The organism is Robertmurraya sp. GLU-23, assembly GCF_052983275.1.
Map to the genome: position 1 here is coordinate 35372 of NZ_JBRKCV010000016.1, position 14150 is coordinate 49521.

Sequence of the window (14150 nt, forward strand, 5' to 3'; positions counted from 1 at the left end):
CTTCCTTCCCTATAACAATGTCTTAACTTACTAGAGTTATTAAACTATCACCATGACTAATGTGTTGTTTGCTAGTTGCTATAAAATCATTATACTTATCGGTATTTGTGATCACGACAGGTGTTGTTAAAGAGTAACCTGCCTTTTTAATCTCTTCAATATCAAAAGCAATTAACAATTGGCCCTTTTCTACCCTTGCTCCTTGATCAATATGAGTAGAGAAAAACTTCCCTTGTAGTTGTACCGTATCCATTCCTATATGAATCAAAATTTCTGCACCATCATCAGTTGTTATACCTACTGCATGCTTTGTTGGGAATATTGCTGTGATCGTTCCAGAAACCGGTGACAACAATTTACCTTCAGTTGGCTCAATTGCGATGCCTTTTCCAAGTGCACCTGAGGAAAAAGCTACGTCCTCAATTTCTGACAACAATCTTACTTCACCTGTTAGAGGGCTTGATATTTCCTCATTCTTTTTCGATTTTTTATTTGTCTCTTTTCCTTTATTAGGATCCTCTAGTTCCTTTTCCTTCCCAATACCACCGAAGAAGTAAGTAAGCGTAAATCCAAGTATTACGTTTACAACCATGGCGATAATACCACCCCAGAATCCCAAGGTAATACCTTCTGGGCTAATCTTAGACGGTATACCAAAAATACCCATTCCACCCATCATATATATTCTCGTGTCCATTAACCCCATAATTGCGCCTCCAACTGCAGAGGTAATAAGGGTTATAATAAATGGTCTTTTTAAAGGAAGTGTAATACCATAAAGCGCAGGCTCTGATACTCCAAAGAATGCTGAAGCTGCTGCTGGAATACTAAGTGTCTTTATTTTTTGCTGTTTTGTCTTAACGAAAACAGCAAGCACAACACCAAGTGTTGCCATTGAGGTAGCTGATGTAAAAGCTAACAAAGAATCACTACCATGAACACTTAAGTTGTTAATTCCAATCGGAATAAGTCCCCAATGAAGTCCAAACATAACAAATAATTGCCATAATCCACCAATCACTAATCCACCTATTACAGGACTTAACTCGAAAATTCCTACTGAAACATTTCCTAAAAGCATTCCTATCCATGTTGCAACTGGTCCAATTACTAGGAACGTCAGTGGAACAACTACTAACAATGTAAAAAATGGCACCAAGAAAGTCTTTACAACATCTGGAATTATTTTAGTAAAAAACTTTTCTAGCTTTGCCCCTACAAAAGTTGCAAAAACAATGGGAATCACTGAAGATGAGTAAGTCATCAAAATAACGGGTATCCCAAGGAATGTAATATAGACAGGTGATTGAAACATTGTTCCTTCAAATAAAGTGTAAAGTGGTTCTCCTGCCCTTAAACCACTCAAAGCTGGATAAACTAATGCTGCTCCTATTGCCATCCCAACAAACTGATTTCCGTTAAACTTCTTCATTGCCGTAAGACCTAGAAAAATCGGAAAGAAAAAGAATAGTGCATCACCAACAGCATTTAAAATTTGATAAGTTCCTGTTGTATTTGAATATAAGCCTAACGCTACAAACATAGCATTAAAACCTTTAATCATACCGGTTGCAGCTAACACGCCTAATGTTGGAGCAAATATTCCCGATATAATATCAATAAATTTATTAAAAAGACCTTGGTTTTTACCATCCTCTTCTTCTGAGGATACTTCAGATTGAAAACCTCCAACTTCTACAACTGCTTTATAAACATCAGGAACATGATTTCCAATAACAACTTGGTACTGGCCACCACTTTGCATAACCGTGACGACCCCATCCATATCTTTTAATACATCCGTGTTAGCCTTTCCCTCGTCTTTTAGCTTAAAACGTAAGCGGGTAACACAATGAACAACACTAATAACATTTTCTTTGCCGCCAACATTTTGAATGATGTCTTTTGCCAATTTTTCATATTTCATATTGACCCTTCTCCCTTTTTTATTTATTAATGGACCTAATGGAGATAGAAAACCCCTTTGTAGTGTTTATTAGTTCTGCTATTCCCTATAAAACTGAAAGCGCCTTCCTCTGGATTATAGTTTAATAACAAAGTGAGTTGTAGTATAATTAGGCCTTTTGGGAAACGGTTTCAACGTTTGGGAAACTTCTAATCTAGCTTGTAAAAAGGCTAAGAAAAAACGGGATAATTTGCAGACCCCATTTTTATTCAACACAATTTATAGTTTAGTTTAGAACTACTATAAATTTTTATATTTTATATAACTATAGGCCAATAACTCAATAATTACATTGAAGGGGCTAGATATAGAAAGCAAATTGGATATTTGATTATCCATGTCAACATAAGCAGGAATGCTAAATGTTGAATGATTAGCCAACCAGTTATTACTATTAGAGGTGATTCCAAGTATTTTTACATTTTTAAGAATGGGTGTTGATAGTTCTTCCTTTAATATTGGGTTATTACCTGACCCAGAAAATACAATAAGTAGGTCATGTTCGTTCATTCTCTCAATCATTATTTGATAAAGAGTAGTCTGTAGCCCAATAGGGAGAACTTGCATTTCCTTACCTAATCCTAGGAAAATTCTTTGCATTTGTGCAGCCATACCTTGCTGGGAAAGTCCTGTCCCAATTAAGTAAATATGTTCACTCTCGTCGATTGCCTGATGAATGTTATCGAGATTCAAGCTCTTGAAATTTTCTATTGTTTTATAAATACTCTCGTTGAGCAGATCCCCTAATTCACTATGTGTGATTGAATTCTCCGAAAAAAAGTTTCCCCATTTCAGAAAATTTTTCATTTCCGTAAATCCAGAAAAACCTAGTTTCTGAGCAAATCTTAAAACAGATGATTTTGAGGTCAAACTATTTTTAGCTAGTTGGTTGATACTCATTTTCGGAATAGTTTCTGTATTGTTTAATAAGTATTTTGCTATGGCTATATCACCCTCGGTGAACGAAGTATAGTTTTCTTTTATCAGATCTTCAAATTTCATTTTTACCCCTCCTCTAAATAACTTTCATATTTCCGCCACCTTTTATTAACAAACAATTATATATGAAATCTCTTAGAAAAAAATATATAAATTTTACTATAGTATTGTTTTATTATCCGAATTATAGTAAGTGGTCTCTTACTATATAAACCTGCATTATTCATACCTCATTAGTGGGTATTACAGCTGCTTATACCCTATAAAATTATTCAAATATACAACGTTCCATACCTCTGATAGCCTTAAGATATAAGGAAAAAGGAGGGACAATGATGGAATTATCAACAGGCTTATTACTACTTGCAGTTGGCACCTTAGCGGGCGGTTATGGAACAATCGTAGGAGCTGGAGGGGGCTTTATATTTGTCCCAGCACTTCTTATCTTGTTTCATATGGACCCTTTATTAGCGGCAGGTTCTGGAATAGTTATTGTCTTAATTAACTCCTTATCCGGTGTCATTGGTTATGCAAAACAAAAGCGAATTCATTATCATACTGGTTTTACCCTAAGTATCGGGGCACTTCCTGGTTCTATCCTTGGTGTATGGCTACTTCAAATCTATTCATCTAATTATTTCTACGTCATTTTTGCTACGATTTTAGTTGCTTTGGGAGTTTTCTTATTCGCAAATAATTCTCCTTTAGCTAATATAAAGAAGAAAAAGGCTCATTTAATGAGTAGAGAAGGAAGTTCATATGGGGCTATTCAACAGACGGTGCCTTCTACAACTTTAGAAAAGAGCGGACGTCTCCCTATCAAATATATTCTCCCAATTGGTTTTATTATGGGTGTCCTATCAAGTTACCTTGGAATCGGAGGTGGTTGGCTGCTTGTTCCTATATTAATTTATGCTTTTAAGGTACCAACCCATACGGCAACAGCTACCTCCATCTTTTCTTTAACTCTATATTCTTCGGTTGGAGTCATTTCACAAATATTTTATAGCAGCATAGACTGGCAGACTGTATTATGGGGTGGATTAGGAGTGATTGTTGGCTCCCAGATTGGAGTTATTCTATCCAAAAAGATCCCTGGAAAGGTAATTCTTCAAATGCTATCTGTTCTTTTAATTGTTATTGGCTTTCGTATGTATCTGAATTAGTGATGTATATCATATCCACTTTCCAAACTAGTTAATAATATATAGGTATCACCTTTTGGGAGTGAACATAAATGGCAACAACAGCTATGGTAACACCAAAATCATTATCTGGAGTCATGTGGAAAACAGTCTCTGAAGCTTGTAATCTGGCCTGTGATTACTGCTATTATAGCCGGTGCAACGGGAGACCTGACAACATTCAGAAAATTGAAGATGATGTTCTTGAGAAATTTATAAAAGAATATATGACCTTAAAACGAGGGGTTGTTCCATTTGTATGGCAAGGTGGAGAGCCATTATTAGCAGGGCTTGATTTTTTCAAAAAGGTCGTTCAATTACAAGCGAGATATGCCCCTAAAAATACAATTATTAGTAACTCTATACAAACGAACGGAACTTTAATAAATGAAGATTGGGCTACTTTCTTTCGGGAGTATAAATTCTTTGTTGGGGTAAGCTTAGATGGTCCAGAGGATCTTAATGATAGTCGGAGAGTAACTGGCTCTAGAAAAGGTAGTTTCCGTTCGATTATGACAGGAATTGGTTATTTACGTGCTGCAGGGGTAGATTTTAATATCCTTACTGTTCTACATGAGGATAATATTAACCATCCTAAGAAATTAATGAGCTTTTATGGAGATAATGGGTTTAATTATGTTCAATTTATCCCCTGTATGGATTTCCTTGCTCAAGACATTAACAAACCTAGTGGATATTTAATAACCCCAAACGAGTATGGAAATTTCCTTTGTGAAGTATTCGATATTTGGTTTAACAATGGACGTCCGGAAATGTCTATTCGTTTTTTTGATAATATGTTTGCGGCTTATCTTCATCAAGAACCTCAGATCTGCACCAATCAAAAAATTTGTTCCAATACACTTGTTTTTGAGCAAAATGGAGATGCATATCCTTGTGATTTCTTTATTGATCCACAATTTAAATTAGGAAACATTAAAACGGATTCGCTAGAAGAAATCCTTTCAAGTCCGAAGATGAACTTGTTCCAATCGATGAAACCTACTCTTCCTGCTTCTTGTGAATCTTGTAAATATCTCTCACTCTGTCACGGAGGTTGCCCACGTAATCGCATGACTAATAATGGAGAAATCGGAGTTGACTATTTCTGCAGTAGCTTTATACAAGTTTATGAATACGCTCATGATAGGATGCTAAAACTTGCTAATATTATCAAAAAAGACCGTATAAATGAATTAAGAGCTAGAGGTTATCAAGTTCCAAAAAGAAACGAACTATGTTTGTGTGGGAGTGGGAAGAAATTTAAAAAGTGCTGTGAACCTTTCCTGGTGTAACTGTTACTCGTACACATTGTGTGCACAAAAGTGTGTACAGACTTAATTGTTTTTAATTGATCGTATTTTCCTTTGGCAGCGTAGAGGTCAGGGGTTCGAGCCCCCTATGCTCCATACACAAAAACTCTTCATTAGAAACAGGTCCACAATCCTCTAGTGGTTTTACACTTATGCCAGGACGCACATAAAAAAAGACAAGGAAAATTCCCTGTCTTTTAATCTACTAATGAATAACTCTCATCACTCTACCATTAAACGTATTTGCCCAATATCCACTCGACATATTAGCAATGGCTACACCTGTTGAACTTTGCGATCCAATAAATTTGCCACCGCCGATATAAATTCCAACATGTCCATCCTGTTTGTATGTATTAAAGAATACCATATCACCCGGACGCATCTCATTTACAGATACAGGTGTACCCGTATTTTTTAAAGTATCCGTGCTAGCACCAACGCGAACACCAGCCTGAGAAAATGCCCAAGAGACAAATCCAGAACAGTCAAAACGTCCATTGGCGATGTCAGAGGCTGTTCTTCCACCACCAAATACATAAACTGAATTACCAATATATTTATTGCCTGCATTAATAACAGTCGAAATAGAACCAGATGACACTGCAGTATTTGAAACAGGTATTGAATTAGAGCTGTTAACTGAAGTTCCTTTACTTGTCCCAGTTTGTGATTTCGGTGAGACAGAACCCGCTGTTAGCGCTGCCTCTGCAGCTCTTTGTAATTCTGCTTTCTGCTCTTGAAGACTTGAGATTTCTGCTTTACTATCATTTTCTTGGTTTACTAACTGTGCTCTTAGAGCCTCATTGTTTGCCTTTTGCTCAGCAATTTGAGCTTGCATTCCCTCTAGTTCAACCTTCATATTGTTCAGGTCGTTTAGCTTTTGCTCAACTTCCTTGTATTTCTCTTGTACTTCCTTTCTATCCGCTTCATGCGCTTCTATCATTTCCCGGTCAGCATCTAGTATTGTTGCTACTACTCCAACACGGTCAATAAAATCACCAAAACTTTTTGAACCAAATACTACATCGAAATAACTTAACTGACCACCGCTAGCTTGATACGAAACAGCACGGGCTTTCAAAGTTTCATTACGGGCCGTAATTCGTTCTTCAATCTCGGAAATTACTTTGTTTAGTTGGTCAATTTCAGCCTGATATTCAACAATTTGGGCATTTGTAGATTCAATTTTAGCGCTGTTGTCAGCAATAGCTTGTTCATTTTTTTGTATTTGTACTTCTACTTCCGAACGCTGTGCTTGTAAACTACTAAGCTGTTGTTGGGCGCTTACAATATTACTTTGAATATTTTGAATGGATTCGGCATTTACTGGTGAAACAGTAAGTAAGCTACCTATTCCAAGTGTTACTGTTGTAATTAATGTAGTTAATGTAGATTTCTTCAATTTATTTATCCTCCCTGCTTCTACGCAGCGACACAATTTATATGTATAATTAACATTTCGACAAATACCTATGATAATAGTATTATATCATCAAAATCTGACAATAAAGATTACAAATATATTTCAAATATTACTAAATTCAACATGATTTTTAAAAAAATAATAGAATTCTAGTTCAACACAACTGGTACCCCTGAATGGTTGGACCGTGTTTCATACGAAGAATATGAGGTTGTAACTAAATTACTTTTAAAATATGTATCTAAGAAAATGACAAAGCAGACAAAGAAAAAGGCATTAATCCCTTTGGATCATAAATGTAGTTTTTCCTTAATTGAGGAACCAACCAAAAGGAAAATAAGCGGAGATTTTCCGGTAAAAACAAAATGAAGCTCATTTCGGGGCAAATAAGGGGAGACTTTCCGGTTAAGCATAGCAACCCACACCCATTTTCACGTTTCTCGCGCCAATAAGCGGAATCTCTCCGTCTATTAAGACTATTTTTTAATTTATTTCCTACTTAAGCGAAGTTTTTCCGCTTATTTATCAGATAGATCCTCAGAAAACAAGAAACCATAGCAGTTCTAGCCCCTGAAAAGTCATAAAATCTTGTTGGTGAAAAACTGTCTCAACACTCATGTTCCTACCTCCCTTTTTTCGTTTGATAGACGAATAAGCATGATTGGAAAAATCTGTACAGCGCTGAGTATAACTGTTATACTTCCTTTAAGTAAGTACACACTATAATATCATATAGTTACAAAATATATACTTAACTGTAAAAGGAGTGGGAGATTTGGGACACGTTTGTTATCGTGAATATAGTTGTGAAAAGGAACTAACGTTAGCTGTTATCGGTGGGAAGTGGAAAATGCTCATCTTATGGTATTTAGGAAAAGAAGGTACCAAACGATTTAATGAATTAAAAAACTTAATGCCTTCTATTACTCAAAGAATGTTAGTTAACCAATTACGAGAGCTTGAATCCGACTTTATTGTTCATCGAGAAGTTTACCCAGTCGTCCCTCCGAGAGTGGAATATTCCCTAACTGAGCGAGGAAAAACATTAATGCCCATCCTAGAAGCCATGTATGAATGGGGAAAAGAATATAAAGATTTTATAGAAACAAATACTGAAGAAGAAATCCAATTGAAATAATGACAAGGACATGTACGGTAAAACGTACATGTTTTTTTGTATGCACAGTATACTTTTTGTTACTATATGAGTTTAATGTGCGTACTTCACTATCTGAACATCTTGTATTTATAATAAATTCATACCAAAAAAAAGGAGAGAAGAATATTATGAAATTGCAATTAGCATTAGATTTAGTCGATATCCCAGGTGCCATTGAATTAGTGAAAGAAGTAGAGGAACATGTTGATGTAGTAGAAATTGGAACACCAGTTGTCATCAATGAAGGTCTTAGAGCAGTAAAAGAAGTTAAGGCAGCATTCCCTAATCTTACTGTATTAGCCGATTTAAAAATCATGGACGCTGCTGGATACGAAGTCAGCCAAGCTTCTGCTGCAGGAGCGGATATTGTTACTATTCTAGGTGTAGCTGAAGATGAGTCCATTAAAGGTGCAGTGGAAGAAGCAAAAAAACAAGGTAAACAAATTCTTGTAGATATGATTTCAGTAAAGGATATTGCCTCACGTGCTAAACAATTAGATGAATTTGGAGTCGACTATATCTGTGTTCATACTGGATATGATTTACAAGCGGTTGGTAAGAATTCATTTGAAGATCTTGCAACAATTAAGAGAGTGGTTAAGAATGCAAAAACAGCTGTTGCAGGAGGAATTAAACTAGAAACTCTTCCAGAGGTAATTGATCAAAAGCCAGACCTAGTGATTGTAGGCGGTGGAATTACTGGAAAAGATGATAAGAAGGCAGTAGCGGCAAAAATGCAAGAACTAATTCAAGAAGCAGTTGTCCAAGGATAATAAATCATGAATATCACCCAATATTTAGAGGAAGTGGTTCAGGAATTAAGTAAAACCGTTGATTTAATTCCTGAATTAGAAGCTGATAAATTACTGCACACCATCCTTGAGTCCAAGAAAATCTTCGTGACTGGTGCTGGAAGGTCTGGCTTAATGGGAAAATCCTTTGCCATGAGAATGATGCATATGGGGCTTGATGCATATGTCGTCGGAGAAACGGTAACAGCTAATTTAGAACAAGGCGATTTATTGATTATTGGTTCAGGCTCTGGTGAAACGAATACGTTAATTCCGATAGCAGAAAAAGCTAAGAAATTGGGTGGAATAGTTGCATTAGTAACAACCTCCCCTGAATCTACACTTGGGCAAATTGCGGATATCATTATTTCACTCCCAGGTGCACAGAAGGATAAATCAAACAGCGATTACCATACCATTCAACCTATGGGTTCTCTATTTGAGCAGACCATGCTGTTATTTTACGATGCTTTAATTTTAAGATTTATGGAGATTAAAAGATTAGACTCTAATAAGATGTACGGAAAACATGCAAATTTAGAATAGAGTATACCTAAAAAAACCTCTCACAACAAGGACCCTCATAACTAAGAGGGTCTTTAATAACTTTGTTTACGAAGCACGTTAGTCCGTGCAGATGATAAATTAGGAGATTTAGCCCCCCTACAAAGAAATTATTAATTGTATCATATACTTTATGAATTCCAACAATAGCCATGATTCAACCAGAGAAGTAACCGTTTCTGATTTCCAATGACCGTATGGATGATTCTTAGTAGCTGATTAAATTATTTTTAACAAACTCTTCTTATCTTCTTCTCTATTTTCTATTCCCTAATTATAAAGTACCATTTTCTAAAAATCAGTTGGATCCTCTTCATAAAATATCCGATTAATGGGGCAAAAGAAATTTAGTGCAATATTTTTGAACCTCCATCACAAAACTAATAATGGCACAAGGTGTTTCATTTTTGTAACTCATTTTTTTAGTTGTCATCCATAACAAGAAAACCATGACCTATTTTCTATTCAACAGAACAAAAATAAAATAGATATAATCTGACTCTATTAAATTAGAAGAGATATCAAATATACTTGTCTTCAAGATGAAGAATAGGAAGGTTTAAAAGATGAAAAAGGCTATTTTTTTGGACATCGATGGAACTTTGGTGAACGATAAACTTATCATACCTGAATCAGCCAAACTTGCCGTACAAAAGGCTAGAGAAAATGGCCACCTAGTCTTTATTTGTACGGGAAGGCCAAAATCGCTCATTTCCCCTGATATACTGGAAGTTGGGTTTGATGGGATGATCGGTTCTGCTGGAGGGTACATAGAAATGGATCAAGAGGTGTTACTACACGTAAATGTAAAAAGAGAGGATGTAAAGCATGTTGTAGACTTTTTTAACCATCATGGAATCGAGTTTAATCTGGAATCAAACATTGGTATATTTACTCGTAAAAATGGTAACACTCGTATGCGTTCCATTTTAGAACAATTACATAAAGCTGATCCTACTTCAAAGATAGACATAGAAAAAGGATTTGAGTCTATTTTCGATACTATTATTGAGAGTGAAGACTTACTTAGAGATGATATTAATAAGATTTCCTTTTTTGGATCAAAATTACCGCTTGAGAGGATAAAAGAAGAATTCGCATCTAAATTCACGGTCATTCCTAGCACAGTAGCTGCTTTCGGAGAAAATTGTGGTGAAATATCCATTCTTGGTGTAAATAAGGCGACAGGTATTGAAAAGATCATTAATCACTTAAATATAAAAAAAGAGGATACCTTTGGATACGGTGATAGTTGGAATGATTTAGAGATGCTTGAATTCGTCCACTACGGAATCGCAATGGGAAATGCAAATGAAGCAGTCAAGAAAATAGCTAATGATGTGACAGGTACACATGATAATGATGGTATCTATAATAGTTTTAAAAAATATGGACTGATCTAAATAAGCGTTCTCAGTACTTATCATACCAAATATAATCAAGCTAGCAAAAGAGAATTGGAGGCGTTTTTTATGTTAACGATTGCCTATATCGCAAATGGAAAAAGTACGAACCGCTATCACCTACCTTTTTCATTAAAAAACGAAAACATTCGAGTGAAAACTATATACTCTCGACGGGATAACAGTGTTTGGGAGAAAATACCTGAAGTGCATTATGTTCATGATTTAAATCAAATCTGGCTCGACGAAGAGATTCAGTTAGTCGTCATCTGTACCCCAGAAGAACATTATGAATATGCTAAATTGGCTCTAGAAAAAGGTAAACATGTACTAGTTGAAAAACCATTCACACAGACTTCTGACCAAGCAAAAGAGTTATTTGCCTATGCAAAAGAAAAAAATCTATTTATTCAATGCTATCAAAATCGCCGATTTGATTCAGATTTCCTAACCGTACAAAAGGTGATTAATAGTGGTGTATTAGGAGATATTTTAGAAGTGGAAATGCACTATGATTATTTCAGACCTGAAGTACCAAAGTCTTTAAAGTTTTCTAGAGAACACAGCTATCTGTATGGACATGGATGCCATACAATAGATCAAGTTCTCTCTTACTTTGGTAATCCAAATCATATTACTTATGATGTGAGACAACTTCTTGGAAAAGGACATTTTAATGACTATTTTGATTTGGATTTCTTTTATGACTCCACAAAGGTTTCTGTTAAATCTAGTTATTTCCGTCTGAAAGAACGTCCTAGCTTTATCGTATATGGTAAAAAAGGTGTGTTTGTGAAACAAACAAAAGATAGACAAGAAGAACACTTGAAACTATTTTATATGCCAACCAATAAGGATTTCGGGATTGATTTACCAGAACACTATGGCGTTCTAACCTATGTGGATGATGATGGAAACTACCATGAAGAAAAAGTCATTTCTGAAGTTGGTGACTACGGGCGAATTTACACTGGAGTATATGAATCGATCATTAATGGAAAAGAGAAAATTGTTAAGGATGAGGAAACCATACGGCAAATGGAAATTTTAGAAGAAGGAATAAACCTTATCAACGAATAAAATTATTTGTTCGCTATTTATCATAAGAAAGAGGTCATTCACTTTAAACTTGCAATACTAGGTTCTGGCCAGATAGTCGCAGATTTCACAACAATGGCGGGAGATTTACCAGATATCTTTGGAACAGAACAAACCAGCAGTTGATAGAGTTGCACCTGTACAATACTAATAATGAAACCTCTTCAATTAAATGAAGAGGTTTCACAAAGACAGTAGGCAAACTTACAATCCTACGAGTTTGAATTTCATTTTTTTATTCTAAATTACTACATGGATAAACTAAGTGCTAATTGATACAATGACATATCAATTTCGTGTATTTCTGTCGAAGCTTGTTCAAAAGTGGTGTAAGTGATTTTACCATTCTTTACACTAACCATACTTCCATGATCCCCACTAATGAGGATATCCACAGCTTTTGCCCCCATTTGACTACCTATCATCCGATCGTAGGCAGTAGGCGTCCCACCACGTTGTAAGAATCCTAGTACAACCACCCTAGTATCTAGTTGTATGTGGTCTTGTAACTCTTTTTTTATATCCTCAGCACTACACACACCCTCTGCAACAATGATGATACAACCCTTTTGTCCACGATCCCTTGCCGTATGAATACGTGCAATGACATCTTTAATATCGTAAGTTGCCTCCGGAATAATGATTGATTCTGCTTCCGAACAAAGACCAGCCCATAAGGCAATGTCCCCCGCACCACGTCCCATAACCTCCACAATCGAAGTTTTTTCGTGTGAATAAGCAGTATCACGAATTTTATCAATCGCATCAATTGCAGTACTCACTGCTGTATTAAAACCTATTGAATAATCGGTACCAGATATATCATTATCTATGGTGCCAGGTATGCCCACAACAGGTAGTCCCTTTTCACATAATTTCAACGCACCTTGAAAAGATCCATCTCCACCTATTACAACAAGTCCATCAATATTTAAATCCTTTAAATTTTGGATTGCTTTATGTTGCGATTCCTCAAATTTAAATCGCTCACTTCTTGATGTACGTAGTATCGTTCCCCCACGCTGTATAATACCATCAACAAACTTTTGATTCATCGGAACGATATTTCCTTCTAAAAGACCCTCATAACCATTGTAAATACCGAATACTTCTAACCCCTTATCGATCCCTCTCAAAACTACCGCCCGAATGGCAGCATTCATTCCCGGAGAATCTCCACCACTAGTTAGTACAGCAATTCTTCTCATAATTCCCCTTCTTTCATTATGTAATTTATAAAGCAGTTTCAGTTGCATGCCTACTTAGCTATTCTCTAAGTATTAAATATTAAACTACTTCTTTTTATTTCTCTACGAAGTATTTTAATATTTAATATATTTTTCTTCTTCGTTGGTGTCAACTATCTATAAATAAGAGCATCTTATTCATAATAATTCCTTCATCGCACGTGCTAAAAGTCGAAACTCTTCCATGTATACTCCATTAGACTTCCAAAAGTCTGAATATGTTTTTACTTTTTGATTAAAACCCTTATAAAAACAAAGGAACTTCTATTGCTGCCAATTACAATCTACGACCATTACTCTCCAGTTATAAACACCCTATGATATGTCAATAACTAAAACATAATCATAAGGAGTTGGAGTATTATGATCCACAAATTAAATAAACTAGGTGATACCGATAATAATTGGTCCAATCTTAAAATGGTTGGAATTAGCTCAGAAGACCACTATCAATGGTTATGGGAAGTTTATCTTCAGTATGGAGAAGTAAAACGTATACTAAGTTCAAAGAGAGCGCTTGGTATGTATGGAGGAAGAGAAGCAGCGTGGAATTCTGTTGGATATACCCCTCCTGAAATCGAGGAATATGTTAGTAATCTTGGTAAAATGATCGGACAACTGTATATTTCCACAAAGGATATCGAAAACCAACACATTTCAGATATATCATGACAACAGAAAATTAGCGGCCTCATCTCAAAAGAGTAAGTGGTTCAGTTTTGTGGAGAAACATTAGAAATAACCTATCAAATCATAACCCCAATCCCATAGTGATTGGGGGCTTTAATAAATCTTATTAAATCAACGATTAATTATTGAATTATTCTACATGAATTAACATAACAGTTATCCGTCTAAATCTCAGGATGACAATATCTATTGTCAACTTGTTTATTAGAGTGCGAATTCTTCTGTTAAAATACTCCTGTTTTGAATAAACCACTTATTCGGACAACTATAGGCAATCTCACGGTCTTCCTGTCCGAATCCACCTCGTATTCGGACAACAATAGGCAATCTTCCAGGTCATCCCTTCCTAATGAACCTCGTATTTGGACAA

General features: G+C 35.7%; 12 protein-coding genes. 8 read left to right on the forward strand and 4 right to left on the reverse strand.

The annotated features are described in order from the left end of the window. Nucleotides 1-22 precede the first annotated feature (22 nt). Entirely contained in the window at nucleotides 23-1927 is a 1905-nt protein-coding gene (locus ACVBAX_RS19940) for a beta-glucoside-specific PTS transporter subunit IIABC (protein ID WP_447118542.1), read from the reverse strand. Between the two features lie 279 nt (nucleotides 1928-2206). Beyond that, on the reverse strand, nucleotides 2207-2968 hold the full coding sequence (locus tag ACVBAX_RS19945) for a MurR/RpiR family transcriptional regulator (RefSeq protein ID WP_447118543.1): 762 nt from the start codon (nucleotides 2966-2968) through the stop codon (nucleotides 2207-2209). A 272-nt stretch (nucleotides 2969-3240) separates the two neighbouring features. Between ACVBAX_RS19945 and ACVBAX_RS19950 the strand changes: the two genes are divergently transcribed. Both ACVBAX_RS19950 and ACVBAX_RS19955 read left to right on the forward strand, forming a co-directional pair. Continuing rightward, a complete protein-coding gene (locus tag ACVBAX_RS19950) occupies nucleotides 3241-4071 on the forward strand; it encodes a sulfite exporter TauE/SafE family protein (RefSeq protein WP_447118593.1) in 831 nt (276 codons plus the stop codon). Nucleotides 4072-4142: 71 nt separating this feature from the next. Next, a complete protein-coding gene (locus tag ACVBAX_RS19955; RefSeq protein WP_447118544.1) occupies nucleotides 4143-5384 on the forward strand; it encodes an anaerobic sulfatase maturase in 1242 nt (413 codons plus the stop codon). A gap of 223 nt (nucleotides 5385-5607) precedes the next feature. Here ACVBAX_RS19955 and ACVBAX_RS19960 read toward each other — a convergent pair whose 3' ends face one another. Continuing rightward, nucleotides 5608-6807, reverse strand: a complete 1200-nt coding sequence (locus ACVBAX_RS19960) for a coiled-coil domain-containing protein (RefSeq protein ID WP_447118545.1) — start codon at nucleotides 6805-6807, stop codon at nucleotides 5608-5610. 796 nt (nucleotides 6808-7603) lie between these two features. On the opposite strand from ACVBAX_RS19960, the gene ACVBAX_RS19965 reads away from it, so the two are divergent. The 5 genes from ACVBAX_RS19965 to ACVBAX_RS19985 all read left to right on the forward strand — a co-directional run bounded on the left by ACVBAX_RS19965 (nucleotide 7604) and on the right by ACVBAX_RS19985 (nucleotide 11825). Then, nucleotides 7604-7966 (forward strand): winged helix-turn-helix transcriptional regulator, encoded by a 363-nt coding sequence (locus ACVBAX_RS19965; RefSeq protein WP_447118546.1) that lies wholly within the window; start codon nucleotides 7604-7606, stop codon nucleotides 7964-7966. Between the two features lie 149 nt (nucleotides 7967-8115). Next, the gene (gene hxlA, locus ACVBAX_RS19970) at nucleotides 8116-8760 is read left to right on the forward strand and encodes a 3-hexulose-6-phosphate synthase (protein ID WP_447118547.1); all 645 of its coding nucleotides are present in this window, start codon (nucleotides 8116-8118) and stop codon (nucleotides 8758-8760) included. A gap of 6 nt (nucleotides 8761-8766) precedes the next feature. Next, a complete protein-coding gene (hxlB, locus tag ACVBAX_RS19975; protein ID WP_447118548.1) occupies nucleotides 8767-9324 on the forward strand; it encodes a 6-phospho-3-hexuloisomerase in 558 nt (185 codons plus the stop codon). A gap of 584 nt (nucleotides 9325-9908) precedes the next feature. After that, complete coding sequence (locus ACVBAX_RS19980; RefSeq protein ID WP_447118549.1) at nucleotides 9909-10745, forward strand: Cof-type HAD-IIB family hydrolase; 837 nt, start codon at nucleotides 9909-9911, stop codon at nucleotides 10743-10745. A 69-nt stretch (nucleotides 10746-10814) separates the two neighbouring features. Next, nucleotides 10815-11825, forward strand: coding sequence for a Gfo/Idh/MocA family oxidoreductase (locus tag ACVBAX_RS19985; protein WP_447118550.1), 1011 nt, complete (start codon nucleotides 10815-10817; stop codon nucleotides 11823-11825). A 266-nt stretch (nucleotides 11826-12091) separates the two neighbouring features. Here the strand turns inward: ACVBAX_RS19985 and pfkA are convergent, their stop codons facing one another. Next, nucleotides 12092-13051, reverse strand: a complete 960-nt coding sequence (gene pfkA / locus ACVBAX_RS19990) for a 6-phosphofructokinase (RefSeq protein WP_447118551.1) — start codon at nucleotides 13049-13051, stop codon at nucleotides 12092-12094. 402 nt (nucleotides 13052-13453) lie between these two features. Between pfkA and ACVBAX_RS19995 the strand changes: the two genes are divergently transcribed. After that, nucleotides 13454-13762, forward strand: a complete 309-nt coding sequence (locus ACVBAX_RS19995; protein WP_447118552.1) for a hypothetical protein — start codon at nucleotides 13454-13456, stop codon at nucleotides 13760-13762. Nucleotides 13763-14150: the final 388 nt, after the last annotated feature.